This is a genomic window from Nonomuraea cavernae (genome assembly GCF_014646355.1).
GTDB lineage: Bacteria > Actinomycetota > Actinomycetes > Streptosporangiales > Streptosporangiaceae > Nonomuraea > Nonomuraea cavernae.
Window position 1 is genome coordinate 310,373 of the sequence record NZ_BMNH01000002.1, and the last position, 25,743, is coordinate 336,115.

Annotated in this window: 26 protein-coding genes; 16 read left to right on the top strand and 10 right to left on the bottom strand. The window is 72.3% G+C overall.

The features are described from left to right. Nucleotides 1-30 precede the first annotated feature (30 nt). A complete protein-coding gene (locus IEY82_RS05765; protein ID WP_189122918.1) occupies nucleotides 31-960 on the top strand; it encodes a formylglycine-generating enzyme family protein in 930 nt (309 codons plus the stop codon). A 4-nt stretch (nucleotides 961-964) separates the two neighbouring features. Continuing rightward, nucleotides 965-2,098 carry a UDP-N-acetylglucosamine--N-acetylmuramyl-(pentapeptide) pyrophosphoryl-undecaprenol N-acetylglucosamine transferase gene (locus tag IEY82_RS05770; protein WP_189122919.1) on the top strand — a complete coding sequence of 378 codons (1,134 nt, stop codon included), beginning with the start codon at nucleotides 965-967 and terminating at the stop codon, nucleotides 2,096-2,098. A gap of 47 nt (nucleotides 2,099-2,145) precedes the next feature. Here the strand turns inward: IEY82_RS05770 and IEY82_RS05775 are convergent, their stop codons facing one another. The 3 genes from IEY82_RS05775 to IEY82_RS05785 all read right to left on the bottom strand — a co-directional run bounded on the left by IEY82_RS05775 (nucleotide 2,146) and on the right by IEY82_RS05785 (nucleotide 5,524). Next, nucleotides 2,146-3,033 (bottom strand): hypothetical protein, encoded by an 888-nt coding sequence (locus tag IEY82_RS05775; protein WP_189122920.1) that lies wholly within the window; start codon nucleotides 3,031-3,033, stop codon nucleotides 2,146-2,148. 54 nt (nucleotides 3,034-3,087) lie between these two features. Next, nucleotides 3,088-3,978: a hypothetical protein gene (locus IEY82_RS05780; RefSeq protein WP_225262238.1), complete on the bottom strand. Its 891-nt coding sequence runs from the start codon at nucleotides 3,976-3,978 to the stop codon at nucleotides 3,088-3,090. A 124-nt stretch (nucleotides 3,979-4,102) separates the two neighbouring features. After that, nucleotides 4,103-5,524, bottom strand: a complete 1,422-nt coding sequence (locus IEY82_RS05785) for a hypothetical protein (RefSeq protein ID WP_225262235.1) — start codon at nucleotides 5,522-5,524, stop codon at nucleotides 4,103-4,105. A 175-nt stretch (nucleotides 5,525-5,699) separates the two neighbouring features. Here IEY82_RS05785 and IEY82_RS05790 point away from each other — a divergent pair, with 175 nt between their 5' ends. Next, nucleotides 5,700-6,356 carry a response regulator transcription factor gene (locus IEY82_RS05790; protein WP_189122921.1) on the top strand — a complete coding sequence of 219 codons (657 nt, stop codon included), beginning with the start codon at nucleotides 5,700-5,702 and terminating at the stop codon, nucleotides 6,354-6,356. Then, nucleotides 6,353-7,495 (top strand): sensor histidine kinase, encoded by a 1,143-nt coding sequence (locus tag IEY82_RS05795; RefSeq protein ID WP_189122922.1) that lies wholly within the window; start codon nucleotides 6,353-6,355, stop codon nucleotides 7,493-7,495. Before IEY82_RS05790 ends, IEY82_RS05795 begins: the two co-directional genes overlap by 4 nt. 28 nt (nucleotides 7,496-7,523) lie before the next feature. Here IEY82_RS05795 and IEY82_RS05800 read toward each other — a convergent pair whose 3' ends face one another. Next, on the bottom strand, nucleotides 7,524-9,380 hold the full coding sequence (locus tag IEY82_RS05800; protein WP_189122923.1) for a propionyl-CoA synthetase: 1,857 nt from the start codon (nucleotides 9,378-9,380) through the stop codon (nucleotides 7,524-7,526). 62 nt (nucleotides 9,381-9,442) lie between these two features. Between IEY82_RS05800 and IEY82_RS05805 the strand changes: the two genes are divergently transcribed. Both IEY82_RS05805 and IEY82_RS38895 read left to right on the top strand, forming a co-directional pair. Continuing rightward, entirely contained in the window at nucleotides 9,443-10,081 is a 639-nt protein-coding gene (locus IEY82_RS05805; RefSeq protein ID WP_189122924.1) for a nucleotidyltransferase domain-containing protein, read from the top strand. After that, entirely contained in the window at nucleotides 10,078-12,024 is a 1,947-nt protein-coding gene (locus IEY82_RS38895) for a DNA polymerase beta superfamily protein (protein ID WP_225262232.1), read from the top strand. Before IEY82_RS05805 ends, IEY82_RS38895 begins: the two co-directional genes overlap by 4 nt. Before the next feature lie 275 nt (nucleotides 12,025-12,299). Here the strand turns inward: IEY82_RS38895 and IEY82_RS05820 are convergent, their stop codons facing one another. Beyond that, complete coding sequence (locus IEY82_RS05820; protein ID WP_189122925.1) at nucleotides 12,300-13,226, bottom strand: GNAT family N-acetyltransferase; 927 nt, start codon at nucleotides 13,224-13,226, stop codon at nucleotides 12,300-12,302. A gap of 136 nt (nucleotides 13,227-13,362) precedes the next feature. Between IEY82_RS05820 and IEY82_RS05825 the strand changes: the two genes are divergently transcribed. Next, nucleotides 13,363-14,427 (top strand): hypothetical protein, encoded by a 1,065-nt coding sequence (locus tag IEY82_RS05825; RefSeq protein WP_189122926.1) that lies wholly within the window; start codon nucleotides 13,363-13,365, stop codon nucleotides 14,425-14,427. A 10-nt stretch (nucleotides 14,428-14,437) separates the two neighbouring features. Further along, nucleotides 14,438-14,959: a hypothetical protein gene (locus IEY82_RS05830; protein ID WP_189122927.1), complete on the top strand. Its 522-nt coding sequence runs from the start codon at nucleotides 14,438-14,440 to the stop codon at nucleotides 14,957-14,959. Between the two features lie 242 nt (nucleotides 14,960-15,201). On the opposite strand, the gene IEY82_RS05835 is transcribed toward IEY82_RS05830, so the two are convergent. Beyond that, nucleotides 15,202-15,990 (bottom strand): class I SAM-dependent methyltransferase, encoded by a 789-nt coding sequence (locus tag IEY82_RS05835; RefSeq protein ID WP_189122928.1) that lies wholly within the window; start codon nucleotides 15,988-15,990, stop codon nucleotides 15,202-15,204. Between the two features lie 146 nt (nucleotides 15,991-16,136). On the opposite strand from IEY82_RS05835, the gene def reads away from it, so the two are divergent. From def to IEY82_RS05855, 4 genes are all read left to right on the top strand, one after another. After that, the gene (gene def / locus IEY82_RS05840) at nucleotides 16,137-16,661 is read left to right on the top strand and encodes a peptide deformylase (protein ID WP_189122929.1); all 525 of its coding nucleotides are present in this window, start codon (nucleotides 16,137-16,139) and stop codon (nucleotides 16,659-16,661) included. A gap of 74 nt (nucleotides 16,662-16,735) precedes the next feature. Then, complete coding sequence (locus IEY82_RS05845) at nucleotides 16,736-17,152, top strand: CBS domain-containing protein (RefSeq protein ID WP_189122930.1); 417 nt, start codon at nucleotides 16,736-16,738, stop codon at nucleotides 17,150-17,152. Between the two features lie 9 nt (nucleotides 17,153-17,161). After that, entirely contained in the window at nucleotides 17,162-17,500 is a 339-nt protein-coding gene (locus IEY82_RS05850; protein ID WP_189122931.1) for an MmcQ/YjbR family DNA-binding protein, read from the top strand. Nucleotides 17,501-17,668: 168 nt separating this feature from the next. Continuing rightward, nucleotides 17,669-18,223, top strand: coding sequence for an RICIN domain-containing protein (locus tag IEY82_RS05855; protein ID WP_189122932.1), 555 nt, complete (start codon nucleotides 17,669-17,671; stop codon nucleotides 18,221-18,223). Nucleotides 18,224-18,330: 107 nt separating this feature from the next. Here IEY82_RS05855 and IEY82_RS05860 read toward each other — a convergent pair whose 3' ends face one another. From IEY82_RS05860 to IEY82_RS05870, 3 genes are all read right to left on the bottom strand, one after another. After that, nucleotides 18,331-18,993 carry a response regulator gene (locus IEY82_RS05860; RefSeq protein ID WP_189122933.1) on the bottom strand — a complete coding sequence of 221 codons (663 nt, stop codon included), beginning with the start codon at nucleotides 18,991-18,993 and terminating at the stop codon, nucleotides 18,331-18,333. 6 nt (nucleotides 18,994-18,999) lie between these two features. Next, nucleotides 19,000-20,142, bottom strand: a complete 1,143-nt coding sequence (locus IEY82_RS05865) for a sensor histidine kinase (protein WP_189122934.1) — start codon at nucleotides 20,140-20,142, stop codon at nucleotides 19,000-19,002. A gap of 160 nt (nucleotides 20,143-20,302) precedes the next feature. Beyond that, the gene (locus IEY82_RS05870) at nucleotides 20,303-21,490 is read right to left on the bottom strand and encodes a cytochrome P450 (protein ID WP_189122935.1); all 1,188 of its coding nucleotides are present in this window, start codon (nucleotides 21,488-21,490) and stop codon (nucleotides 20,303-20,305) included. A gap of 74 nt (nucleotides 21,491-21,564) precedes the next feature. Here IEY82_RS05870 and IEY82_RS05875 point away from each other — a divergent pair, with 74 nt between their 5' ends. Further along, nucleotides 21,565-22,173: a TetR/AcrR family transcriptional regulator gene (locus IEY82_RS05875; RefSeq protein WP_189122936.1), complete on the top strand. Its 609-nt coding sequence runs from the start codon at nucleotides 21,565-21,567 to the stop codon at nucleotides 22,171-22,173. A gap of 80 nt (nucleotides 22,174-22,253) precedes the next feature. Further along, nucleotides 22,254-22,859, top strand: coding sequence for a class I SAM-dependent methyltransferase (locus IEY82_RS05880; protein ID WP_189122937.1), 606 nt, complete (start codon nucleotides 22,254-22,256; stop codon nucleotides 22,857-22,859). Here the strand turns inward: IEY82_RS05880 and IEY82_RS05885 are convergent. Further along, the gene (locus IEY82_RS05885; protein WP_225262229.1) at nucleotides 22,856-23,899 is read right to left on the bottom strand and encodes a D-alanyl-D-alanine carboxypeptidase family protein; all 1,044 of its coding nucleotides are present in this window, start codon (nucleotides 23,897-23,899) and stop codon (nucleotides 22,856-22,858) included. The two genes, IEY82_RS05880 and IEY82_RS05885, sit on opposite strands and share 4 nt — an antisense overlap. An 87-nt stretch (nucleotides 23,900-23,986) precedes the next feature. Here IEY82_RS05885 and IEY82_RS05890 point away from each other — a divergent pair, with 87 nt between their 5' ends. Next, nucleotides 23,987-24,748, top strand: a complete 762-nt coding sequence (locus IEY82_RS05890; protein ID WP_189122938.1) for a DeoR/GlpR family DNA-binding transcription regulator — start codon at nucleotides 23,987-23,989, stop codon at nucleotides 24,746-24,748. Next, nucleotides 24,745-25,728 (top strand): 1-phosphofructokinase, encoded by a 984-nt coding sequence (pfkB, locus tag IEY82_RS05895; RefSeq protein WP_189122939.1) that lies wholly within the window; start codon nucleotides 24,745-24,747, stop codon nucleotides 25,726-25,728. The genes IEY82_RS05890 and pfkB overlap by 4 nt, the downstream gene beginning before the upstream one ends. The last annotated feature ends 15 nt before the right edge of the window (nucleotides 25,729-25,743 follow it).

Below are 25,743 nucleotides of genomic sequence, written 5' to 3' on the forward strand. Positions count from 1 at the left end.
CTTCCAGGTGGTCACCAGACATAAGGGGGCATGGTGGGCGCGTGCTGCGGTCCGAGCAGGAGCACCGCCGCTCCGCCGTACCCGGGCGGGGAGCAGTCGGATCCGCCGGTGCCCGGCCCGGAGCGGCGGGAGCCACCGCGCGGGATGGCCCGGGTGCCCGGCGGGACGTTCCTGATGGGCGGCGACGACCCCGACGGCTGGCCCGAGGACGGCGAGGGACCGGTACGCGAGGTTCGGCTGACGGCGTTCCTGATCGACCCGGTCTGCGTCACCAACGCGCGGTTCGCCACCTTCGTCAAGGAGACCGGCTACGTCACCGAGGCCGAGCGGATCGGCTGGTCGTTCGTGTTCCGGCGGTTCGCGGGGCGCGGCGTCATGGACGCGAGGGTGCCGGGGGCGCCCTGGTGGGTCGGCGTGGAGGGGGCGACCTGGCGCTCTCCCGAGGGGCCGGGCTCCTCCGTGGGTGACCGGCAGAACCATCCGGTGGTGCACGTGTCGTGGCACGACGCCCACGCCTACGCCTCCTGGGCGGGCAAGCGGCTGCCGACCGAGGCCGAGTGGGAGATGGCGGCGCGCGGCGGGCTGGAGCGCCGGAGATACCCGTGGGGCGACGAGCTGACGCCGAAGGGGCGGCAGCGGTGCAACATCTGGCAGGGTTCGTTCCCGTCGGCGCCGAGCAGGGGCACGATGCCGGCCAAGTCGTTCCAGCCCAACGGCTACGGCCTCTACAACGTCGCGGGCAACGTCTGGGAGTGGACCGCCGACTGGTGGGGCACCACGTGGGAGGCGTTCGCCGAGAACCCGGCCGGGCCGCCCGAGGGCGCCGCCAAGGTGCTCCGCGGCGGTTCCTACCTGTGCCACGACTCCTACTGCAACCGCTACCGGGTCGCCGCGCGCACCGCCAACACCCCCGACTCGTCGACCGGGCACACGGGTTTCCGCTGCGCGGCCATACCCTGATCGCATGTCACGAACTCTGCGACTGTTGATCACCGGAGGCGGCACCGGCGGTCACACCTATCCGGCCCTGACCACCCTGTCGGCCATCCAGCGACGTCAGGTGGCGCACGACGTGCTCTGGGTGGGCACGGCCGGCGGCCTGGAGGCCAGGATCACCGCCGAGCACGGCATCCCGTTCAAGGCGATCACCACCGGCAAGCTGCGCCGCCGGCCCAACCTGCGCGAGCTCGGCACCAACCTGGCCGACGTGTTCCGCATCCCCGTGGGCGTGATCCAGGCGGTGGTCCACGCCGCCCGCTACCTGCCCGACGTGGTGCTGTCGACCGGCGGGTACGTGGCGGTGCCGATCGGGGTGGCGGCCAAGCTGATCCGGCGGCCGCTGGTCATGCACGAGCAGACCACGGTGGTGGGCCTGGCCAACCGGATGCTGGCCAGGCTGGCGACCCGCATCGCGCTGTCGCACGAGTCGTCGCTGGAGCACCTGCCGGCCTCGGCCAGAGGCAAGGCCGTCGTGACCGGCAACCCGATCAGGCCCGAGCTGCTGCACGGCAGCCAGGCGGCGGCCTACGACCTGTTCGGGCTGACGTTCGAGGTGCCGCTCATCTACGTGACGGGCGGCGCCCAGGGCAGCAAGCAGATCAACACGCTGATCGCGGAGATCCTGCCCGGACTGCTGCCGCACGCCCAGGTGGTGCACCAGTGCGGGCCCGCCTGGATCGACCAGATGCGCGCCATCCAGCTGCCGCCCGAGCTGGCCGACCGCTACCACCCGGTGCCCTACGTCGGCGCCGAGCTGGCCGATCTGTACGCCGCCGCGGACGTGGTGATCGCGCGCAGCGGCGCCGGCACGGTGTCGGAGCTGACCGCCATCGGCCGGCCGTCGGTGCTGGTCCCGCTGATCCCGACGGGCGGCGACGAGCAGCGCAAGAACGCCGCCTACCTGGTCTCGGCGGGCGCGGCGCGGGCGTTGCTGGAGCCGCGTCCCACCGCGGACCTGCTGCTGGCGGAGCTGATGCCGCTGCTGGCCGATCCCGGGCTGCGCGGATCGATGGCCGACGCGGCGCGCAAGCTGGGCCGGATCGACGCGGCCGACGTCCTGTGCGACGTGCTGCTCGACGCGGCCGACTGGCCGCGCTAGCCGGAGGCTCGGAGGCGCGACGGCTCGGACCGCCTCGGGGGCGTAGCTCAGGGGGCGAGGTGGCGGAAGGCCTCGTGGGCGGAGCTGACGCTGTCGCGCAGCGCCCGCTCCAGCAGGTCGGCCTCCTCGCCCAGCCTGCCCAGCTCGGGGACGGCCGCGTCCCCGGCCCCCGACTCGGCCAGCAGCTCCTCGTAGCGCGGCAGCCTGACGTTGAGCTGCTCGATCTGGTGACGCGCCCGATAGGCCCGCTCGGCGTCGGCGACGTGCCCGGCGTAACGTTCCAGCGCCTCGACGCGCGCCAGCACCGCGCCCTCGCTGCTGTCGAGGGCCCTGGCCAAGGGATCGGCCACGGCGGCGACCTCGGGCGTCACCCCCTCGGCGACGACCTCCTCGTGCTCGGCCCGCAACGCCGACAGCTTGGCGAGCAACCGGGCGATCTCCCACTCCTGCTCCGGCAGCATCACCGCGTTGCGCGCCTGGTCCAGCAGCCCTTCGGCGTTGACCCGGGAGACCAGCACCGACTCGATCGCGGTCTGCGCGCGGTTCATGAGCGCGCGGGCCGCGTCGTCGAGCTCCTCGCGCAGCACGAACCGTCCCGCCAGCCGCCGCGCGTTGTCGTAGACCTTGAGCTCGGCCAGGCGCCGCCGTTCCCGTTCCGCGTCGGGGCGTGGCCTGAGCAGCACGGTGACGACGAGCAACGCGGCGCACATCATGATCAGCACGAACGGGGTGTACAGTCCGCCGCGGAAGAAGTCGAGCGCGGTGGCGGCCGCCGCGAGCGCCACCGCGACGGCGGTCAGCGGCGCGGCGGGGCCGAGGACGGGCACGTGCCGCCGGTGCGGGGGCGCCCACCCCGCGCGCATCCTCAGCAGGACCTTGCGATGGTCACGTAAGAGCTCGGCGATCTCGTCGGGCACCGCCGGGTCAACTACCACCTTCGCATGACGGCCGGGCACATTACGGATCCTATGTAGCGGTCTGTCCCGGTGTCAGCCCTCCAAGTAACGGAACGCCTCGTGCGCGGAGCTCACGCTGCGCCGCAGCACGCGTTCCAGCGCGTCTGCGTCCTCGGCGAGCCGTTCGATCTCGGGCACGGCCAGCGCGTCGGCGCCGGACTCGGCCAGCAGCTCCTCGTAGCGCGGCAGCCGGGAGCGCAGCTCCTCGATCTGGCTCCGGGCGTGAAAGGCGCGCTCGGCGTCGCCGACGTGGCCGGCGTAACGTTCCAGCGCCTCGACCCGGGCCACGACGGCCGCCTCGCTGTTGGCCAGGGCCCTCTCCAGGGGCTCGACCACGGCGGCGACCTCGGGGGCGACGCCCCGCGCCAGCAGCTCGCGGTGCTCGGCGCGCAGCGCGGACAGCTTGGCGAGTAACCGGGCGATCTCCCACTCCTGCTCCGGCAGCATCACCGCGTTGCGGGCGCCGTCGAGCAGGCCCTCGGCGTTGACATGGGAGCGCAGCACCGAGCCGATGGCCTGCTGCGCCCGCGAGAGCACGGCCGCGGCCTCCGCGTCGAAGTCCTCCGGCAGCAGGTAGCGGCCGTCGTACCAGCGGGCCTGCTCGTAGACGCCGCGCTCGCGGGGCCGGGCGGTCACGGGCAGCTCGTTGAGGGAGGCCATCTTGACCAGGACGACCAGGACGAACATGCCCAGCAGCACGAACCCGACCGGGGCCGCCGGCGACTCCAGCAGCACCGCCATCACGGCGAGCACCAGGGGCGTGGCCGCCAGCAGCATCACGCTGGAGGTGCCGCGCCGCCGGCGCTCGGCGGGCGGCGCGGCGGGCGGCACCCAGCCGGCGCGGAACCTGGACAGCAACGGGGCGTTGGCGCGCAGCACTCCGGAGACCTCCCGGGGCACTCCGGGATCCACCACCACACCCACGCTCTGCCCTGGCACCCTGGCGCCCCCAACGCTCGCGATGTCCGGATCCTACGGAACATTTCGCTCGGGCGTCAGCCTCCTGGAGGACACTCCGGGAAACCACCAGTTGCGCTCGCGAACGTTCTCAGACCGGCACACGGTAATCCGCTCGCCTCCCTGGCGCGATACCGCCGGCGCGGTACCCGTGTACGGCGAGCGCGGCAGCGACGCAGGCGAACGGGATGGCGGGCAGCACGTAGCGGTGGTCGAAGTCGAGCGCCGCCACCGGCGCGACGAGCAGGAACATGGAGAACGTCCACGGCAGCAGCGCCGCGCGGCGCCGGCCGATCGAGCCCGCGCCGCCGGCCAGCAGCAGCACGCCGAAGAGGGTCCCGTGCAGGAACCACGGATAGGGGTAGGCGGCCAGGATCGTGCCCCACGGCTCGACCGAGCTCATGCCGCGGATGCCGGTGTCGTACTCCCGGCGGACCTTCCCGATGAGCCCGTGCTGCTCCGGCAGCGTCCACGAGCCGTGCGGGAAGGTGGACATGGGGGTGACCCGGTCCGGGTGCGGCACCGGCTCCCAGGTGAAGGCGAGCGAGGTGTTCACGGCCACCTCGCGCAGGTAGTCCAGCGGCTGGGCGGCGATGGCCCGCAGGGCGAAGCTCCTGGCCAGGTCGTTGTAGGCGAACCGGTCGCCGGGCAGCCGGTTGAGGGAGGCGCCGGGCGCCCAGACGTACTCGGAGGCGGCGTCCACCACGGTGCCGTTCGGGCAGAGCACGGCCTCCTTCGCGGGCGGGCGGATGATCGAGCAGTCGGCGAAGGTCATGGTCCGCGCCCACAGCGCGACGCCGTCGGAGCCGCTGAGCGCGAACCTGCCGTGGTGCTGGGCGTACCAGCCGGCGTAGGCGAGCAGCGGCAGCGCCCCCGCGACCGCCGCGGCCACGATCCTGCGCCATCCCGCCCTCCGGAGGAGCAGGTAGAGCACGAGCAGCCCGAGCAGCGGCACCGCGGCCGTGCGGGTGAGACCGGCCAGCGCGAGCAGCAGCCCGGCCAGCGCGGCGGCCCGGGTGGAGACCCGCTCACGCCACATCACGACGAGCAGCGCCGCCACGACCAGGAAGATGACCTGCAGGTCGGACAGGATGGCGTGCTCCAGCCGCACGAACGACGGGTCGAACAGCACCGGCACCGTGGCCAGGCTCGCGCCCCAGCCGGGCAGCGACCGGCGGCGCAGCAGCACGTAGATCATCACGCCGATGCCCAGCCCCATCGCGTGCTGCACCCCGGCGACCACCTCCACGCTGTGGAAGGGCCGCAGCAGCCACAGGAACCAGGAGTAGCCCGCCGGGTGCAGGGCCCCCTGCGGTCGCATATGGACGGCGGTGTCGAGGTAGGTGAAGGAGTCGTACCAGTAGAGCTGCGCGGTGTCGTACCCGAGCATGACGAGCACGCGTAGCGCGGCGGCCAGTGCGAGCACGATCGCGAACAGCCGGTGCCCCTGGCGCTTGCGCGCGGTCACGCCGCGCGTGCGTGAACGGGCGAACGCCGTGAGGGTGGTGGCCATGGTGGTCCCCCGGTGACGGGGCCGGGCGGATCCCGGCCGTAGGGGACGAAGTCCAGCGAGTTCGCGATAACGTCGGCGTCACCGATTGTGGTTATGCCCGCGTTATGTCGGTGTGGGCACACTGGCGGACTCATGATCTTTGGGGGCAGGTTGTGTGTTCTGTTGGGGGGGCCAGGTGCGCGTTCTGATCGCCGAGGATGAGCGCATGCTCGCCGACTCGATCGCCGAGGGGCTGAGAGGTGAGGCGCTGGCCGTCGACGTCGCCTACGACGGCGAGGCGGCGATCGAGCGGCTCGGCGTCCACGACTACGACGTGCTGATCCTCGACCGCGACCTCCCGCTGGTGCACGGCGACGACGTGTGCGGCACGGTCGTCGAGCGGGGGTGGCCGGTCAGGGTGCTGATGCTGACCGCCGCGGGCGACGTGCGTTCCAGGGTGGCCGGGCTGTCGCTGGGGGCCGACGACTACCTGCCCAAGCCGTTCGCGTTCGAGGAACTGGTCGCGCGGGTGCACGCCCTCGGCCGCCGGGCCAGGCGGGCCGACCCGCCGATGCTGGAGCGGGCGGGGGTCCGGCTGGACTGGGCGCACCGGCAGGTGTTCCGCGAGGGCCGGTACGTGCCACTGGCCCGCAAGGAGTTCGGCGTGCTGGCCGAGCTGCTGCGCGCCCAGGGCGCGGTCGTCTCGGCCGAGGAACTACTGGAGAAGGTATGGGACGAGCACATCGATCCGTTCACCAACACGGTCCGGACCACGATGACCAAGCTGCGCAAGAAGCTGGGCGAGCCCCAGGTCATCGAGACCGTGCCCGGATCCGGTTACCGGATCCCATGAGCCTGCGCCTGCGGTTCGCGCTCGCCTGCGCCGTGGTCTTCCTGTTCGTCGGGACACTGCTGCTCGCGACCCTCTATCTCGTGGTGCGGCAGAGTCTCGAACCGCGCCGGGGGCTCGGCCAGCCGGAGTACATCACGCTGGACATCGGACAGTACTGGCGGGGCGATCTCGGCTACGCGGTGGCCCAGCAGCGGGTCAGCCAGGTCCGCGGCATCTACCAGAACGACACCCTGCACACCGTGCGCACCCTCGGCTCGTTCGCGGTCCTGGCGGGCGCGGCGGGCGCCTTCGGGCTCGGCTGGCGGACGGCGGCCTGGGTGACGCGGCCGATCAAGGACGTCACCGAGACCGCGCGCCGCGTGGCGCAGAGCCACGACCTGACCGAGCGCATCGGCTACGACGGGCGGCGAGATGAGGTGAAGGAGCTGACCGACATCTTCGACACCATGCTCGACCGGCTGGCCCGCTCGTTCGACGGGCAGCGGCGGTTCGTCGCCAACGCCTCCCACGAGCTGCGCACGCCGCTGACCATCAACAGGACGCTGGTGGACGTGGCGGTGCGCCGCCCCGACGCGACCGACGACGTCAAACGGCTCGGCGAGTCGCTGCTGCTGGTCAACACCCGGCACGAACGGCTCATCGACGGGCTGCTGGCGCTGGCGGAGGGCGAGCAGGCGGTGCTGGACCGGCGGCCGTTCGACCTGACCGACGTGGCCGAGCACGTGCTGGACCAGGTGGCCGCAGAGGCGGCCGAGCGAGAGGTGACGATTCACCGGCTGCTCGACTCGGCGCCCACCACCGGGGAGGCGGTGCTGGTGGAGCGGCTGGTGCAGAACCTCGTGGAGAACGCGATCCGGCACAACCACCCCAAGGGCGAGGTGTGGGTGACGACCCGGCAACGGGCCGAGCGGGTGGAGCTGGTGGTGGCCAACACCGGGCTGCAGGTGCCACCGTACGAGATCGAGGCGATCTTCCAGCCGTTCCGGCGGCTGCACGGCGACCGGCTGCGGTCCGACCGGGGCAGCGGGCTCGGGCTGTCGATCGTACGGGTCATCACCGAGGCGCACGGCGGCACGGTCACCGCCCGGCCCCGTGACGAGGGCGGGCTGACGATCACCGTGGAGCTCCCGGCCGCCTAGCGATCTTCGGCCCAGGCGCGCGCCGCCGTCAGAGCGCGTCGGCGATCTCCGTCAGCGCCGCCGGGTCCTCGATCGTGGACGGGGCGCGGTAGTCGCGCCCGTCGGCGATGTCGCGCATGGTGCCGCGCAGGATCTTGCCGGACCGGGTCTTGGGCAGCCGGCCGACCACCACGGCCCGGCGGAAGGCGGCGACCGGGCCGATCCGCTCGCGGACCAGCGCGGTCAGCTCCCGCTCCACCTCGGCCGGGTCGCGGTCGGCGCCCGCCTTGAGCACCACGAAGCCGACCGGGAGCTGCCCCCTGAGCTCGTCGGCGACGCCGATCACCGCGCACTCGGCCACGTCCGGGTGGGCCGCGATGACCTCCTCCATCTGGCCGGTCGACAGCCGGTGACCGGCTACGTTGATGACGTCGTCGATGCGGCCCATCACGTAGAGGTAGCCGTCGTCGTCGAGGTAGCCGCCGTCGCCCGTCAGGTAGTGGCCGGGGAAGCGCGACAGGTAGGACTCGGTGAAGCGGGCCTCGTCGCGGAACAGGGTGGGCAGGTTGCCGGGGGGCAGCGGCAGCCTGATGGCGACCGCGCCCTCCGTGCCGGGCGGGCACTCCTGGCCGGAGGAGTCGAGGATGCGCACGTCGTAGCCGGGGACGGGCCTGGTGGGCGAGCCGGGTTTGATCGGCAGCGCCTCGATGCCCACGCAGTTGGCGGCGATCGGCCAGCCGGACTCGGTCTGCCACCAGTGGTCGATGACCGGGATGCCGAGCAGGTCGCTCGCCCAGTGGTAGGTGTCGGGGTCGAGCCGCTCGCCGGCCAGGAAGAGGTAGCGCAGCATCGACAGATCCCACTTGCGCGCGAAATTTCCGGACGGATCCTCTTTTTTGATCGCCCTGATCGCGGTCGGCGCGGTGAACAGGGTCCGCACCCCGTGCATGGCCACCACCCGCCAGAACGACCCCGGATCCGGCGTGCCGACCGGCTTGCCCTCATACAGCACGGTCGTGCAGCCGGCCAGCAGCGGCCCGTAGACGATGTAGGAGTGGCCCACGACCCAGCCGACGTCGGAGGCGGCCCAGAAGACCTCGCCCGGGGCGGCGCCGTACACGTGGGACATGCTCCAGTGCAGCGCCACCGCGTGACCGCCGTTGTCGCGGACCACGCCCTTGGGCGCGCCGGTGGTGCCGGAGGTGTAGAGGATGTAGAGCGGGTCGGTGGCGGCCACGGCCACGCAACCGGCGGGCTCGGCGTCGCGCACGGCCGACGCCCAGTCGAGGTCGCGCCCCTCCACCAGCGCCGCCGGCGCCTGGGGCCGCTGCAGGATCACGCAGCGCCCGGGCCGGTGCGCGGCCTCCTCCAGGGCGGCGTCCAGCAGCGGTTTGTACGCGACCACCCGGGACGGCTCGATGCCGCACGACGCCGACAGCACCACCACGGGCCTGGCGTGGTCGATCCGCACGGCCAGCTCGCTGGCGGCGAACCCGCCGAACACCACCGAGTGCACGGCGCCCAGCCGCGCGCAGGCCAGCATGGCGATCACCGCCTCGGGCACCATCGGCATGTAGATCACCACGGTGTCGCCGGTGCCGACGCCCAGGTCGCGCAGCAGGCCGGCGGTCCGCGCCACCTCGTCGAGCAGCTCGGCGTAGGTGTAGGCGCGGACGGTGCCGGTGACGGGGCTGTCGTAGATCAGCGCCGTCCGGTCGCCGTGGCCCGCCTCGACATGCCGGTCGAGGGCGTTGAAGCAGGTGTTGAGCCGCGCGTCGGGGAACCAGCGCCCGTCACGCAGGACCGTCGCGGGCGCAACCTCCCAGTCGATGCCCGTGGCCGCCTCCGCCCAGAAACGCTCGGGCTCGTCGATGCTGCGCCGGTAGACGGCGTCGAAACCGCTCACATGTCGATCAGACCAGCGCCGCCGCGGTCCGCGCAACCCCCCGCGCCTGCCAGGGTGGGAGGGTGAGCGATGATCTGATCTTGTCCGTGGTGACGGGCTCGCGGGCGTACGGCCTGGAGACCGGCGGCTCCGACACCGACCGGCGCGGGGTGTTCGTGGCGCCCACGCCGGACTTCTGGCGGATGACCAAGCCGCCGACGCACCGCGACGGCCCGCTGCCCGAGCAGTTCTCGTGGGAGGTGGAGCGCTTCTGCGTGCTCGCCCTCGACGCCAACCCGACGGTGCTGGAGTGCCTGTGGTCGCCGCTCGTGGAGATCGTCACCCCGTCCGGAGAGCGGCTGCGGGAGTTGCGGGGGGCGTTCCTGTCGCGGCGCGCGCACGAGACGTTCGCGAACTACGCCGACGCCCAGTTCCGCCGCCTCGACCCGGCGGCGCCCAGGTGGAAGCAGGCCATGCACATGATCAGGCTGCTGCTCAGCGGGCTGCACCTGGTCCGGCACGGCGACCTGGAGGTGCGGGTGGGCCCGCACCGCGACCGGCTGCTCGCCATCAGGCGCGGCGAGGTGCCGTGGGCCGAGGTCGACGCCTGGCGCCGCGCCCTGAACGCCGAACTGGCCGCCGCCGACAGCGTGCTGCCGGCCGCGCCCGATCGGGCGCGGGTGGAGGATTTCCTCGTCGACGTTCGCAGGGACCATCTGTGACCCGGCCTGCCGGGCTGCCCGCCCGGCCGCCCACCGGTTTGCCCGGCTCGTTGCCCGGCTGGTTGCCTGAGATCCCCGGCGAGCAGCCGCATCCCCTGGTGTTCGCGACGGTCAGCGGGGCGCACCTGTACGGCTTCCCGTCCGCCGACTCCGACGTCGACCTGCGGGGCGTCCACCTGCTGCCGGTCGAAGAGGTCGTCGGGCTGCGCACCGGCCCCGGCACGCTCGACCGCACGTGGACCCGCGACGGCGTCGAGGTCGACCTCGTCACGCACGACCTGGCCAAGTTCTGCCGGCTGCTGCTCAACCGCAACGGCTACGTGCTGGAACAGCTCCTGTCGCCGCTGGTCGTGGCCTCGTCGCCGCTGCACGAGGAGCTGATCGCCCTCGCGCCCGCCTGCCTGACCCGCCACCACGCCCACCACTACCTCGGGTTCGCCCGGACGCAGTGGCGGCTGTTCGGGAAGACGGGCGAGCTGAAGCCGTTGCTCTACACGTTCCGGGTGCTGGCGACGGGCATCCACCTCATGCGCACCGGCGAGCTGGTCGCCGACCTGACCCGGCTGTTCCGGTACGGGCCGCCGTACCTGCCGGAGCTGGTCGCCGCCAAGCGTGAGGCCGAGCACGGGCGGGCGCCGCGTGTGCCGGCGGCCGGTGACGACGTGGCGCGGCTGACCGCCGAACTGGAGGCGGCCAGGGACGCGTCCCGGCTCGCCGAGACGGGCACGGCCGCCGGGGCGCTGCACGATCTGGTGGTGCGCGCCCGGCTCGGCCGGTGGGCAATACGCTGCGATTCGGGGAAACGGCCACCGAATCGTCACACGGGAGAACGCCAACGCATGAATACGCCACCTGGAGCCGAGCGGACCGACGGGTCGTCCGTCCGGATCGGAGCTCTCGTTCCGTTGACTCGGCCCGGCTGGGTCGAGGCGGGCCGGCACGTGCTCGCTGGACTCGAACTGGCCGTTCGCGACGTCAATGACGCCGGCGGGATCGTCGGAAGACCACTCGAACTGGTGGTCCGAGACACCGCGGCCGATCCGCGGAAGGCCGCAGCGGCCGTGGACGAATTGGCTCGCCTGGGCGTGGCCGCCTTGGCGGGGGAATACCACAGTGTCGTCGCCCGCGCCGCCGCCGCCAGGGCCGACGCTCTCGGTCTGCCGTTCCTCTGCTCGTCAGCGGTGCTCGACGCGCTCACCGAACAGCCCACGGAATGGGTCGCGCGCCTTGCCCCGGCGCAGTCCCACGGCTGGCAGATCTACGCGGACTTCCTCCTCCGCGCGGGCCACAACCGGATCGCCGTAGCGGCCGAACCGAGTGTCTACTGGGCGTCCGGGGCCCGCGTTCTGCGGGACTATCTCGCCCCACGCGGCGGCACCGTCATCGAGCTCGACATGCGCGTGCTCACCCCCACGGCCGTGTGCGACGAGCTCGTCGGCGAGCGCGCGACAGCCCTCCTGCTTCTGGTCGGCCTCCCGGAGCCGGCAGTGTCGATCGTCAAGTCCGTCCGCCGCGACCGGCGTCTCACCGAGATCATGATCGGTGCTCCGGCCGGGCAACCTGAGTTCGCCGAATGGGCGAGGTCGCTGGGCGACGACGGCGCCGCGATCCCGTTCCTGCGCTACCTGCCCGAGCGCCTCAGCCCACTCGGCGCACGAGTCGAGACCGCCCTCCGCGAGCGGCTGGGCGAAGCGCCCTCCTTCGTCGCCTTCGAGGGCTACGACACGGTCGCCGTCCTCGCCGACGTCCTGCGTTCGCACGGCGCGGACCATGCGCGGATCGCCGAATCCTGGCCGCGCGTCGCGGTCGAAGGCACCCGTGGGCGGATCCGGTTCTCCCGGACGCCGGGCATCAGCGTCTGGCAATGGGCTTGGACGCCGGTCCAAGTCGTTGATCGGGATCCGGCGGAACCCGGTCGCTTTCGGATCCTCCACTCCGGCTGAGAGAGCGTGGAGGTCTGACCGCCCGGCTCTGTCCGAACGTGATACCAGGGTCGTGGCGCCCGTGCCGGTCTCGGCCACTCGTTGATGGCTGCGACCGGCACGGGCGGGTGATGGCGAACGGCGAGCTTGGCGGGCCGTGTGGCGGCCGTCGCCGGTGGCGCCTGAGCCGGGTGATCCCGCACTCGTGATCACCTACGGCCCTGATCCGCTTTCGCGGCAGGCTCTCCGGTCCGCTCCTAGTGGGCGTGATGGTCCGTGATCACGGCTGTGGACCTTCACGGCTGTGCGGACAGGACCAGTCTGATGGCGAAGATGTCGTAGCCGGCTCGGTCGAAGGCCCGCGCCATCGGGACGTTGGTGACGTCGGTGTCGGCGACGATCCGGGCGGCGCCGCGCTCGGCGTGGAAGCGGGTGATCTCGGCCAGCAGGTCGTCCGCGTAGCCGTGGCCGCGATGTTCCGGCACCACGCCGAGGTAGCCGACGACCGGGCCCTGGTTGTTCGCGGACGGCAGCGCGACGCCCACCAGGTCGCCGTCGAGGGTGCAGGCGAGCCGCCACCACGCGCGGTCGCCCGGCATGCTCCGGTAGTCGGCCACGTCCGCACGCGCCTGCGCGTCGCCGTCCATCGTGGTCAGCGCCTGCCGGGTGTGCGCGTCGAGCGAGCCGACGGCCACCCGGCGGAACGCCGCCACGAACGCCTCGTCGTCGGGGTCCGGACGGAGGACGAGCCGGTCCGCCGGCCCGGGCAGCGGCGCGCCGGTCGTCCACTGGTAGCGGAGCCGTTCCAGCTCCTCGGTCAGCCCGGCCCGCTGCCCGGCCTCCTGACGCCAGGCGATGGCGTCCGACGACCTCGGGTCGTCCCGCCAGCCCGTCCGCAGGAACACGTGGTACGCGGGCGCCTCGCCGTACGCCTCGTGGGCGTGTCGCAGCAGGTCGGTGGCGAGGCCGACGCGGTCCTCGACCGACGGGTGGACGTAGAGGCAGTCGAGCGCGAGCGGCCGGTCACCGTCGGGGAAGCCCCACCAGACGGCGCGGGCCCTGATCTCGCCGTTCTCCTCGGCGATCCAGACCCGCTCGTGCCGGTACTGGCGGTCTTTCAGGAAGGTGAGCAGGCGGTCGGGGTGGGCCCAGCTGATGGACTCGTCGACGACGCAGCCGAGCAGGCGGTCGAGATCAGACTCGACCGTGGGACGGAAAAGCACGGTTCCTCCGAAGAGTGGAAACGGACGCGGTGAGCGTCCGGTCGTTGCGGGACATCTCAGCGCCTCCTTTCTTCCGACTTTTCGGGTACGGCGGACTTTAGCCTAAACCCGGCAGGGGTGCGACAGGATGAGTGCCGTGGGCACCTATGACGACGACACCCTTCCCCTCCAGCCACCCATTCGCCTGCCGGCCACGCCGGAACTGGCCGCGGCCGTTCGCGCCACTCCCCTGGCCGAGGCTCTGCTCCGCTCTGCCGATCCCGCCGCCTCGGCCTCTGGGCCCGGACTGCCTGACACCGTGGAGGTCGACGAGCTGGGTGGGGCCGAGATGATCGAGGTCCTGCGGCACGGGGACGACGAGGAGGTGCTGCGGGTCTGGGAGGACGTTCGCCGACGGGTGCTCGGCGAGGCGCACCTGGTGCGGGTCGTCCGGCTGTTCCTCGGCCGCGAGGCGGCGAGTGAGACGGGGAGTGAGGCGGCCGGCGAGACGCCGGGCACCTCGGCGGGCGGGGTGCCCGGCGAGCTCGTCTCGCTCGGCCTGGCACGGCCCGCGGAGCCGCCCACGCTGACGCCGCTCGGGCTGTGGGCCGGGAGGCAGGTGATCGCCGAGGTGACCGGGCAGGAGATTCCCGTGATGGGGTCGCTCGCCGCCGAGGACGCCGCCGCCCTGCTGCACGGCCTGCGCTGCTACCCCGAGCGCGAACGCCTCGAAGAGCTCACCGGCTGGCTGGCCACCCGTGAGAGGGGCAAGGCGGCGGAGGAGATCGGCGCCGCGCTCGTCGAGGCGAGCCCGCTGGGCCGGGCGATCGGCGTGGAACTGCTCGCCACCGACCTCGGCGACGAGGGCCGCGAGGTGCTCGACCGGCTGCTCGGCACGCCCCGGGTGGGAGCCGTGATCGGCGCCCGGCTGGGCCGCGACGATCGCCACCCGGCGCCCGACGAGATCGCCTGGGTGCTGGTGGACATGGCGGCGACGCTGCTGGAGTTCGGCGGGGAGTCGGACGAGGTCGTCGAGTCGGTCGGCATGGGCATGGCGCCCGAGGACCAGGCCGGCACCATCGCGCTGCTGGCACTCGGCGATCATCCGTGGACCGGGCAGGTGCTGCGCGTGTTCATCGACCGGCATCCGGACGCGCAGGTGTCGGCCGCGGCCCGCAAGGCGCTGCGCCGGCTGCACGGACTCGCCCAGGCTCGCGGGTAGGGTCGGCGAGATGACAAAGCACACGATCACCTCGCAACCCGGCGTCATCCTCGGCGACACGTACACCTGTGACTGCGGCCTCCACCTGGCCGACCGCATGACGGCCGAGGTGCACGCCGCCGAGCACCAGCAGTGCACGGTCTGTCTCGGGTCGGCCGAGGAGCTGCTGGCGCCGGATCTTTCGCGTGGCTGTACCGCCTGTGCCGGGACCGGTGGCCGGCGTGAGCAGATCACCTGGCAGCTGGCCTACACCGAGGCCGAGCAGCTGATCACCATGAGTGTCGTGCGAGGGGTGGTGGGTGAGCTCGACGGGCCCTTCCATCTGTCGCAGGTCGCCGATCTGGTGCGGGCCGGGCTCGGGCTGCCCGCCGGGCGGTTGCCCGTCGGGCCGCGGGTGCGGGATCTGTTGCTGGAGTTGCAGGCTGCCGGTGAGATCGCCATGTTGTCCGCGCCTGATGAGCTCATCGACGGCACCGATGTTGTGCTTTATCGGGATCCGCAGTGGCAGCGGGTGCGGTCCTTGGGGGTTTGACGGGCTTGTGCGGGCTTGTGCGGGCTTGTGCGGGTGCCGCGGAGGCGGGTGGGCGTTCCTCTTGGGCGCCGTAGCGCGTGCTCGGGTTCGGTGTCCTGGCTTCTCGCCGATGCTGAAGCGCCTGTTTCCGGCCTTTGGCGCTGCTCGCCGTAGCTGAAGCCGTCACTTGCCGGCACAGTGCGGGCCGGGCGCCGTACCTCAGTGTTTCTTTCCTCGCAGCGCAGGTCGATCCAGCGAACAGGTCAGGCCGTGCAGAGGATCTCGCCGTGGAGGATGGAGAGCCAGCCGTCGGGAGTCTCGGACCACTGGAGCCAGGCGTCGGAGATGCGGCGCAGGGTGGCGGGGGTGGCCGCGCCGGAGGCGAGGGCCTGATCGGCCAGGGCGGAGCGCAGGATCCGGTCGGCCCACATGCCGCCCCACCATGCCCGGTCTTCCGGAGTGGCGAAGCACCAGGTCGATGAGGTGGCGGTGAGGTCGGTGAAGCCGGCGGCACGGGCCCAGGAGAGCAGTCGCCGACCGGCGTCCGGCTCGCCGCCGTTGGCCCGGGCGAGCCGCTGGTAGAGCGTCATCCACTCGTCCAGCGCCGGGAGGCGGGGATACCAGGCGAACGCGGAGTAGTCGCTGTCCCTGGCCGCGACCAGGCCGCCCGGCCGCGTCACGCGGCGCATCTCGCGCAGGGCCAGGACCGGGTCGCCCAGGTGCTGCAGGACCTGGTGGGCGTGGACCACGTCGAAGGTGTCGTCGGCGAACTCCAGCGCGTGCACGTCCGCGACGGCGAAGCCGGCGTTGGCCGTGCCCGCGAGCCCGGCCCTGGTGAGCGCCAGCGCCTCCTCGGTCACCTCGCACGCCGTCACGTGGCTCACCCTGGTCGCCAGATCGGCCGTGATCGTGCCGGGGCCGCTGCCCACGTCGAGCAGTCTCGTCTCCGGGGTCAGATGGGGCAGCAGGTAGGCGGCCGAGTTGGCGGCGGTGCGCCACCGGTGCGAGCGCAGCACGGACTCGTGGTGGCCATGCGTGTAGACAGCGTCCATCAGAACTCCCTGTCGCGGTACGGTGCCAGGACTCTACTCCTTGTCTCAAAATAAGAGAATATTTGTATCAATATGCGAGAATCTAGCGGCACGCCGGTACGCCGTAGACTTGCGGCGACACAGCCCCAACCGGAAAGGCGTTGGTCGTGGGAGAGGTCCGGCCGATCGTTCACGTGGGCGACCCGGTGCTGCACGCGCCGTGCGAGCCGGTGACCACGTTCGACGACGCTTTGACGGCGCTGGTGGACGACATGTTCGCGAGCATGTACGCGGCCGAGGGCGTGGGCCTGGCGGCCAACCAGATCGGCGTGGCGCTGCGGGTGTTCGTCTACGACTGCCCCGACGCCGACGACGAGCGCCACAGGGGCGTGGTGGTCAACCCGTCGCTGGAGCTGCCTGCGCTGGGCCGGCGCCGGCTGGACACGGGCGAGGAGGGCTGCCTGTCGGTGCCCGGCCAGTACGCCCCGCTCCCCCGTCCCGACCACGCCGTCGTCCACGGTTTCGACGCCCAGGGCGCCCCGGTCACCGTCGAGGGCACCGGCATGCTGGCCCGCTGCCTCCAGCATGAGACCGACCACCTCGACGGCCACCTCTACATCGACCGCCTGCCGGCCAAGCGCCGCAAGCAGGTGCTGGCGGCGTACGCGGAGTCACGCGCCCAGAGCGTCTGACTGACCCTCAGCGAACCGGGTAGAAGGGTCCGATCGATGACAAATCGACCGGACCCGCACTCAGGAGGACTCTCATGGCGGACACCGTGGCAGACGTGATGACGGCCCACCCCGCGACGGTCGAGGCCGACCAGTCCGTCGCCGTGGCGGCGGCGCTGATGCGCGACAACGACACGGGCGCCGTGATCGTCAACGACAACGGCCGGATCAGCGGCATCGTCACCGACCGCGACATCACCGTGCGGCTGGTCGCCGACGACAAGGGCCCCGACACGCCGGTGCGCGAGGCCTGCACGCCGGCGATCGAGGTGGTCGGGCCCGACACCACCATCGACCAGGCCGTCCAGCTCATGCGGAGCCACGCCGTGCGCCGGCTGCCGGTCGTGGAGGACGGACGCGCCGTCGGCATCGTCAGCCTGGGCGACCTCGCGATGGAATGCGACCCGAAGTCCGCCCTCGCCGACATCTCGGCCGCCGAGGGCAACACGTAGATTGTCCGCGTGGTCACAGTCGAGGACGTACGACGGCTCACGTCGACCTTCCCCCGCTCCTCGGAGCACCTCATCAGAGACCGGATCAAGTTCCGGGTGGGCTCGATCGTCTATGTGGCGTTCTCACGCGACGAGTCGGTGATGGGGTTCGCGTTCCCCAAGGAGGAGCGCGCCGCGCTGGTCGCCGCCGAGCCGGACAGGTTCCTGCTGCCGCCGGAGTCCGAGCTGCGCTACAACTGGCTGCTCGTACGGCTGGCCGCCATCGACGAGCAGGAGATGCGCGAGCTCGTCCTGGAGGCGTGGCGCATGGTGGTGCCGAAGAAGGTCTACGCCGCCTACATCGGCTGAGCCGCGGTCAGCCGCGCACATCCGGACCGATGAGGCAGATCTTCGAGCCGGCCGCATCAGCGGCAGGGCAGAGCGGCGATTCAGCGGCCCGGCCGATGTGCGCCACCCGGCGGCGAACGGATAGTGGGGACGCACGTTCCCCGCAAGATCCTCCAGAAGGAGAGGTCCATGCCCAAGCCGTTACGCATGATCGCCCTCGCCGTGATGGCGACGGTCCTGGCCGCGACCCCGGCCGCGGCCACCGCCGACCCTGCTCCCGAGCCCGTGCCATGGGACGAATCCGCACTTCAGGCCGCCGGATGGTACGTGATCAAGAACGACAACAGCGGCCTGTGCCTCGACGTCGAGGGCGCCAAGACCGGCAACGGCGCCCAGGTGATCCAGTACCAGTGCAACGGCAACTACAACCAGCTCTGGTACATCGCCGGTGACGGAGCGATCAAGCCCAGGCACGTCTCCTCGCTCACGAGGTGCCTGGCCATCGGCAACAGCAGCCAGGCCAACGGTGCTCCCGCCATCATCTGGGACTGCCTCGGCAGCCCGGGCCAGAAGTGGGGCTTCTACCACCTCGGCGGCAACGTCAACAAGATCGTCAACGTGAACACCCAGCAGAAGTGCCTGGCCATCGGCAGGAGCGTGGTCACGAAGGCCGACGCCGTTCTCTGGGAATGCATCGCCACGAGCCCGGGCCAGAAGTGGCGGTTCTACCGCATCAAGAACTGACCCCGCGCCGAGGCTCTCCGGCGGACCTCCCGGGCCTGCGCCCCGCGCAGGCCCGGGCATGCCGTTCCTGACGTCTTGTCCTGCCGGTCATCGGAGGGCCGCCGCACTCAGCCGGGCTTGATCAGCCCGTTCTCGTAGGCGAAGATCACGGCCTGCACGCGGTCGCGCAACCCCAGCTTGGCCAGGATGTGGCTGATGTGCGTGCGGACGGTGCCTTCCGAGAGGAACATCCGGGCCGCGATCTCGGCGTTGGACAGGCCGATGGCGATCTCGGCGAGAACTTCGCGCTCGCGGCGGCTCAACAGCCCGGCACGCCTGTCGGGGGCCTGCGCCGGGCGCGATGGCTGATGGGCGACGAAGTGGGAGACCAGCAGGCGGGTGGCCGACGGCGCCAGCACAGACTCGCCGCGGTGCACGATCTTGATCGCTTCGGTGAAGGCCTGCGGCCCGGTGTCCTTGAGCAGGAATCCGCTCGCGCCGGCCTTGAGCGCGCCGAAGACGTAGTCGTCGAGGTCGAAGGTGGTCAAGATCAAGACCTTCGGCCCTTCCATGGCGCAGATCCGTTTGGTGGCCTCCAGCCCGTCCATGCCGGGCATGCGGATGTCCATGACGACGACGTCGGTTTCGACCTCGGCCAGGAGTTCCAGCGCCTGCTTGCCGTCCGCGGCCTCGCCGACCACGGTGATCTCGGGCTTCCTGCGCAGCACCAGCCGGATGCCGGTGCGGACCAGTTCCTGATCGTCGACGAGCAGCACCCGAATGGTGGTCATGGCGTCCTACGCCCACGGCAGTGTCGCATCGACCTGAAAACCCGCCCCTTCTAGCGGCACGGCGCGGCTGGTCCCGCCGAACATGGCCGCCCGCTCCCGGATGTTGACCAGCCCGTGCCCAGGCCCGCCCGGTTGAGCCGGCCCGCCGGAGCGGCCGCCGTCGTCGCGTATGCGCAGGTGCAGCCCGTCGTCGGCATAGCGGAGCATCACCTCGGCCGTGGCCTCCTTCCCGGCGTGCTTGAGGGCGTTGGTCAAAGCCTCCTGCACGATCCGATAGGCCGCCAGCCCCAATCCCGGCGACACCGGGCGGACGGGCCCGTCGATCCGTAACCGTACTTTCAGCGGCAGCCGTTCTACCAGGGTGTTGATCGCCTCGATGCCCGGCTGCGGCGCCATCGGCGCCTCGCGCAACATGCCGACGACCAGCCGCAGCTCCGCCAGCGCGGCCCGGCCCAACCGCCCGATCGCCCCGATGGCCCCGTTCACCTCCGCCAGGTCCGCGTCCAGCAGCGCGGCCTCGGCGCCGTCGGCCTGGATCACCATGGCGCTGACGTTGTGGGCCACGGCGTCATGGACCTCGCGGGCGATTCGCACCCGTTCCTCCGCCACCGCCCGGGCGGCGGACGCCTCCTGCTCGCGCCGCAGTTGCTCGGTCAGGTCCACCAGTTGCTGGTTCCGTACGGCCAGCAGACGCATGCCGGTGGCGAAGACCAAGACCCAGCCCACCACGAACGTCGCGTTGCCCAGGGCCGACCAGAACGCGCCGGGCAGCCACGTGTTGGCATGCGTCCACTCGATCAGCACCAGGGCGCTGCCGAGCGCCACCGCCCACGGCGGACGGTGCACGGTCACCGAGTACAGCGCCAGCAGCGGGCCCATGTTGTTCTGCCCGTAGTGGTAGCCCAGCTCGTGGTAGGTCATCGCGGCAGCGCAGGAGACCAGCAGCACCGTCACCGGCCAGCGGCGGCGCCAGATCAGCGGCAGGTTGACCAGTGCGCTGACCGCCAGGCCGAGCGCGTCGGGCGGCCGGTCCGGCGGCTGGGGTTCGATGAGGGGGAAAACCCACGACCCGGCGGTCAGCATGACCGCCACCACCCCGTCCACCAGCAGCGGGTGGCGCCGGGCCAGGGACACGGCCTTAGCATGCACTCGCGCATGCTAGGCGCCCACCGCCATGATCACATCAGCCGCGCGGCAGATCCTCGGGTACGCGTCCTGACGGATGAGCCGGTGTTGGAGCCTGCGAGTGAGACCACGGAGGTCCACGATCGCCTTCGGGCGGGACGGTCAGGGGTTCGGCTCCGTTGCGTCACCAGGTGACCGGCAGGGCGGCCACGCCGTAGATGGTGGCCCGTGGCCGCAGCGGCACCTCCTCGGCGGGTACGGCCAGCCGCAGCGTGGGGAAGCGGCGCAGCAGCGCCGGATAGGCCAGCCGCATCTCCAGGCGGGCCAGTTGCTGGCCGAGGCACTGATGGATGCCGTGGCTGAAGCCCAGCTGCTGCCCGGCCTGGCGGGTGACGTCGAAGCGGTCGGGGTCCGGGAAGCGGGCCGGGTCCCGGTTGACGGCCGGGAGGGAGATCGTCACGGTCTCGCCGGCTCTGATCGTCTGCCCGGCGAGCGGCACGTCGGCCCTGGCGACCCGGATCGGGCCGATGTGCGTGATGCTGAGGTAGCGCATCAGCTCCTCGACCGCGCTCTGCGCGACGCCGGGATCGGCGCGTACGAGGTCCGCCTGGTCGGGGCGGCACAGCAGCAGGAACGTGCCCAGGCTCAGCATGTTCGCGGTCGTCTCGTGCCCGGCGGTCAGCAGCAGCGTGGCCGCCCCGGTGAGCTCCTCGTGGTCGAGTTCGCCACCGGCGGCCAGCTCGCTGAGCAGGTCCTCGCCGGGATCGGCCCGCTTGCGCCCGACCAGCTCGGAGAGGTACGCCATCAGCTCGGCGCCCGCGGCGCCCCGCTCTTCGATGGAGTTGTCGAGGTTCACCGCCCGCGCGGTGGTGTCCTGGAAGCGCGAACGCTCGGCGTACGGCACGCCGAGCAGCTCGCAGATCACCAGCGACGGGATCGGCAGCGCGAACGCGCGGACCAGGTCGGCGGGAGCTCCGGCGTGGGCCATCTCGTCGAGCCGGCCGTCGATGATCTCCTGGATCCTGGGCTCCAGTCGCCGCATCTTCCGCATGCTGAAGTGCCCGGTCAGCAGCCGGCGGTAGCGGGAGTGCTCGGGGTCGTCCATCGCGATGAAGAAGCCCGGCGGGATCACCAGATCCGCCAGCCCCTCGGGGGGCGCCAGTTCCTTGATCGGCGGCGCGGCGCCCTGCGAGGTGTTGCTGAAACGCGGGTCGTCGAGCACCGCGCGTGCCTCGGCGTGGCCGGTGACCAGCCAGCCGGGCCGCCCGTCGGCGTAGGTCATCGGGTGCAGCGGTCCGTGGAGCTCTTTCAGTACGGCCGGAGGCTGGAACGGGTCATCGCGTTCCAGCGGCAGCGTCTTGAGGGTTTCCATACCTGCCAGAAAAGCGCACAGACTGCGAAATAGCAATGCCTGCATAAAAGCAGAGGGTGCGGTAGGGTGGCGTCGTGGAAGGTCATCGCGAACGCAAGAAGGTCCGCACCCGGCGCGCGCTGCTGGAGGCAGCGGTGCGACTGTTCAGCGAGCGCGGCTACGAGCAGACCACGATCGCCGAGATCGCCGCGGCGGCCGGCGTGGCGCCCCGTACCTTCTTCGCGTACTTCACCAGTAAGGAGGATGTGCTCTTCCTGCACGCCGAGGAGCGCGAGCGGACCATGCTCGACGTGGTCGCCGGACGGCGACCGGGCGAGCCTCTGGGGGCTCTGCTGAGCCGGATGTTCGAGGCCCTGGTGCAGAGCCTGGCCGAGGACGACGAGTTGGACTTCGCGCTGTCACCACTGCGGGCGCGGCTGATGTTCACCGAGCCCGCGCTGCGGGCGCGCGGGCTGGCGCTCATGATGGAGGCGCAGCCCCGGGTGGCCGAGGCCCTGTGCGAGGTCTATCCCGAGCTGGATCCCGTGTCGGCCGGGGCGGCGGTCGGGAGCTTCATGGGTGCGCTGGCCGTGGCGGGGCTGGTCGCCCAGCAGCAGGGCGGCTCGAACGAGGACACTCTGGCCGCCGGGCGGCGGGGGATCGAGATCGCGCTCAACGGGCTGTCGAGCCTCGACGGGTCGTGACATGCGGCCGGGCTCCGGCGCATCACCCACGTCGGTCGCGCGGATTGATTCGGCCGCCGGCTTCCACCACTATCGTGATCATGACTGATCGCGACTGGCTGGACTGGCACGACGACTACGACCGGCCCGGTTCTCCCCTGCGTGAGCGGCTGCTCGTCGTGCGGCGGTGGATCCGGCAGGCCCTCGACGAGGGGGCCGAGAGCGTGGTCAGCCTGTGCGCCGGGCAGGGGCGCGACCTGCTGCCGGTGCTCGCCGAGCATCCCGGTCGCGGCCGGGTGCGGGCGCGGCTGGTGGAACTGGACGAGCGCAACGTCCGGCTGGCACGCGCCAACGCGCCCGAGGGCGTCGAGGTGGTGTGCGTCGACGCCGCGCTGACCAGCGCCTACCTCGGCGCCGTGCCCGCCGACCTGGTCATCGCGTGCGGCATCTTCGGCAACCTCGGCGACGACGACGTCGAACGCACCGTGACCGTGCTGCCCCAGCTGTGCGCCCCCGGCGCGACCGTGATCTGGACCCGGCACCGGCGCGAACCCGACCTGGTGCCCTCGATCCGCGCGTGGTTCGAACGCGAAGGGTTCGAGCACGTCCACCTGGAGAGCGGCGACGGCTTCTGCGTCGGCGTGCACCGCTACACCGGGCCGCCGAGAGGGCTGGAGCCGGGCGGGCGGATGTTCACCTTCCTCTAGGAGGCGTTCCGGTAGAGGGCGGCGGTCAGTTGGGTGATCCGCCGGACCGAGGCGTTCCACGTGCCTCCGGCGGGGTGGGCGGTCAGGACGGCGATGACGAACCGGTCGTCCCCGCCGGCCAGGCCGGTCGTGTGCAGCACCGGACGGCCGTAGTCGGGGACGCCCGTGCCGGCGGCCCGCCGCGCGACCAAGGAGATCGACCCACCCGAGATCGGAGCGCCCACGACGGCCGAACCGTCCGGGATCGGAGCACCGGGGATGGCCGAGCCCTCCACCGCCGGCCCTGCCGGGACGGCCGGTCCTGCCTGGCCGGCAGGGCGGCAGCGGATCGTGGGGACCGCGCCGAAGCCCGACCAGCCCTGCTTGACCGCCCACGGCCGGGGGACGGCGCGCGGGATGCCGAAGGTCTGGTCGAAGCCGTCGGTGCCGCACGGCGTGGCCTTGCGCAGGTGGCCGAGGATGGTGTCCCGGACCCGGGGCGCGGCCCGGTCGAGCAGGTAGCGGTAGGTGCGCACGATGTCGTACGCGCTCAGTGAGGTGTAGCCCCAGAAGCCGGGGTGGGTGGCGGGCGGCGGGGCGGTGTCGGACAGGCCGAGCCTGCGGGCCGTCCGCACGATGATGGCGCCCTTGCCGTTGCGCGACCACAGGCTCGTGGCCGCGTCGTCGTCGCTGGACCGCAGCATGATCCTGAGCAGCCGGGCGTCGGCGGCGGGGACGGTCCTGTGCGACTCCAGGTGGTCGATCGCGATCAGGATCTTGACCACCGAGGCCGAGCGGTATCTCCGGTGCGCGTTGCGGTGCGCCACGATCGCGCGCTGCCGCCGGTCGAAGACGACCCAGGCCGCGGTGGTGCCGGCCGGGACGCGCGGCGGCCGGGCCGACGGGGTGGCCGCCGCGCCGGGCGCCGGGACGCTCACCTTCTCGCTCGACGCGGGGGTGCCGCCGGCGGCCGGGGCGGGAGCGGCGGCCTGAGGGGCGGCGACGCAGCCCGCCGCGAGGGGCACGGCCGCCGCCATGGCGGCCCACGGCTTGATTCGCATCCGACATACCTACCAGACCCTTGACCTAGCCACAGAAACGGGTATAAACACAGGGGAAACCAACTGAAACGGCGGTGAATCAACATCATGTACGCCGAGGAGCGGCAGCAGGAGATCCTCCGCAGGGCGCGGGCCGCGGGCCGGGTCGATGTGGTGTCCCTGGCCGACGAGCTCGACGTGACGACCGAGACGATCCGCCGCGACCTCACCGTGCTGGAGCGGGCCGGCGTGCTGCGCCGGGTGCACGGCGGCGCCATCCCCGTGGAGCGGCTGGGGTTCGAGCCCGCGCTGGCCACCCGCGACGAGGTGATGACCGCGGAGAAGGAGCGCATCGCCAAGGCCGCGCTGGCCGAGCTGCCCGAGGACGGCTCGGTGATCATCGACGCGGGGAGCACCACGGGCCGCCTGGCGCAGGTGCTGCCCGCCGACCGGGAGCTCACGGTCGTGGTCAACTCGCCGCCGCTGGCGACCGCGCTGGCCACCCGCGGCAACCTGAACGTCATCATGCTGGGCGGGCGGGTGCGCGGGCGGACCCTGGCCACGGTCGACGACTGGGCGCTGCAGCCCCTGGCGCACCTGCACGTGGACGTGGCGTTCATGGCCACCAACGGCTGCTCGGCGGCCAAGGGCCTGACCACGCCCGACCCGGCCGAGGCGGCGATCAAGCGGGCGATGGTCCGGGCCGCGCAGCGCTGCGTGCTGCTGGCCGACCACACGAAGTTCACCAACACCTACCTGGCCAGGTTCGCCGCGCTGGGCGAGATCGACGTGGTGATCAGCGACACGGGGCTGGACATAGCCCTGGCCGCCGACCTGTCGGCGGCCGGCCCCGAGGTGGTCCGCGCATGATCCTCACGCTGACGCTCAACCCGAGCCTCGACCGCACGATCGAGATCGCGGCGCTGGCCCGGGGCGCCGTGATCCGCGCCGCCGCCGCCCGCCTCGACCCCGGCGGCAAGGGCGTCAACGTCTCCCGCGCCCTGCTGGCCAACGCGGTCGCCTCGCGGGCCGTGGTGCCGTTCGGCGGCGACGAGGGCAGGCAACTGGTCCGGCTGCTCGCGCTGGAGGGGCTCGACATGGTGACCGTGCCGGTGGCGGGCACCACCCGGTCCAACGTCACGCTGGCCGAGCCGGACGGCACGGTCACCAAGATCAACGAGCCGGGCACGGCCCTCACGCCCGCCGAGCTCGACACGGTCGCCGACGCCGTGCTGGCCGCCGCGCACGAGGCCGACTGGGTGGTGGCCTCGGGCAGCCTGCCGCCCGAGGTGCCCGCCGACGTCTACGCGCGGCTGTGCCGCAGGTTCGCCGGGGCGGGCATCCACGTCGCCGTCGACACCAGCGGCCCCGCCCTCGTCGCCGCCCTCGGCGCCGGCCCGGCCCTCATCAAGCCGAACCTCGACGAGCTCGCCGCCGCCACCGGCCTGCCGATCCTCCGCGTCGGCGACGTGGTCGAGGCGGCGGACCTGCTGCGGGCGGCGGGCGCGCGCACCGTGCTGGCCAGCCTCGGGGCCGACGGCGCCGTCCTCGTCCAGGACCGGGACGTCTGGTACGGCGAGGCCGCGGTGAGCGAGCCGCGCAGCTCGGTCGGCGCCGGTGACGCCATGCTGGCCGGGTTCCTGGCCGGCGGCGGCCGGGGCGAGGCCGCCCTGGTGGAGGCGCTGGCCTGGGGCGCGGCCGCGGTCCGCCTGCCCGGCAGCCGGATGCCCGGCCCATCCGACATCGACCGCGCGCGCGTGCGCACCGGCCCGCCCGACCTGACCCGCCCGCTGACCACCTGCCACCCCGCCCCCGGACGGGAGCCGCTGCCACCCGTGCCGGCTCCCTGACCTCCTCGACTCCCC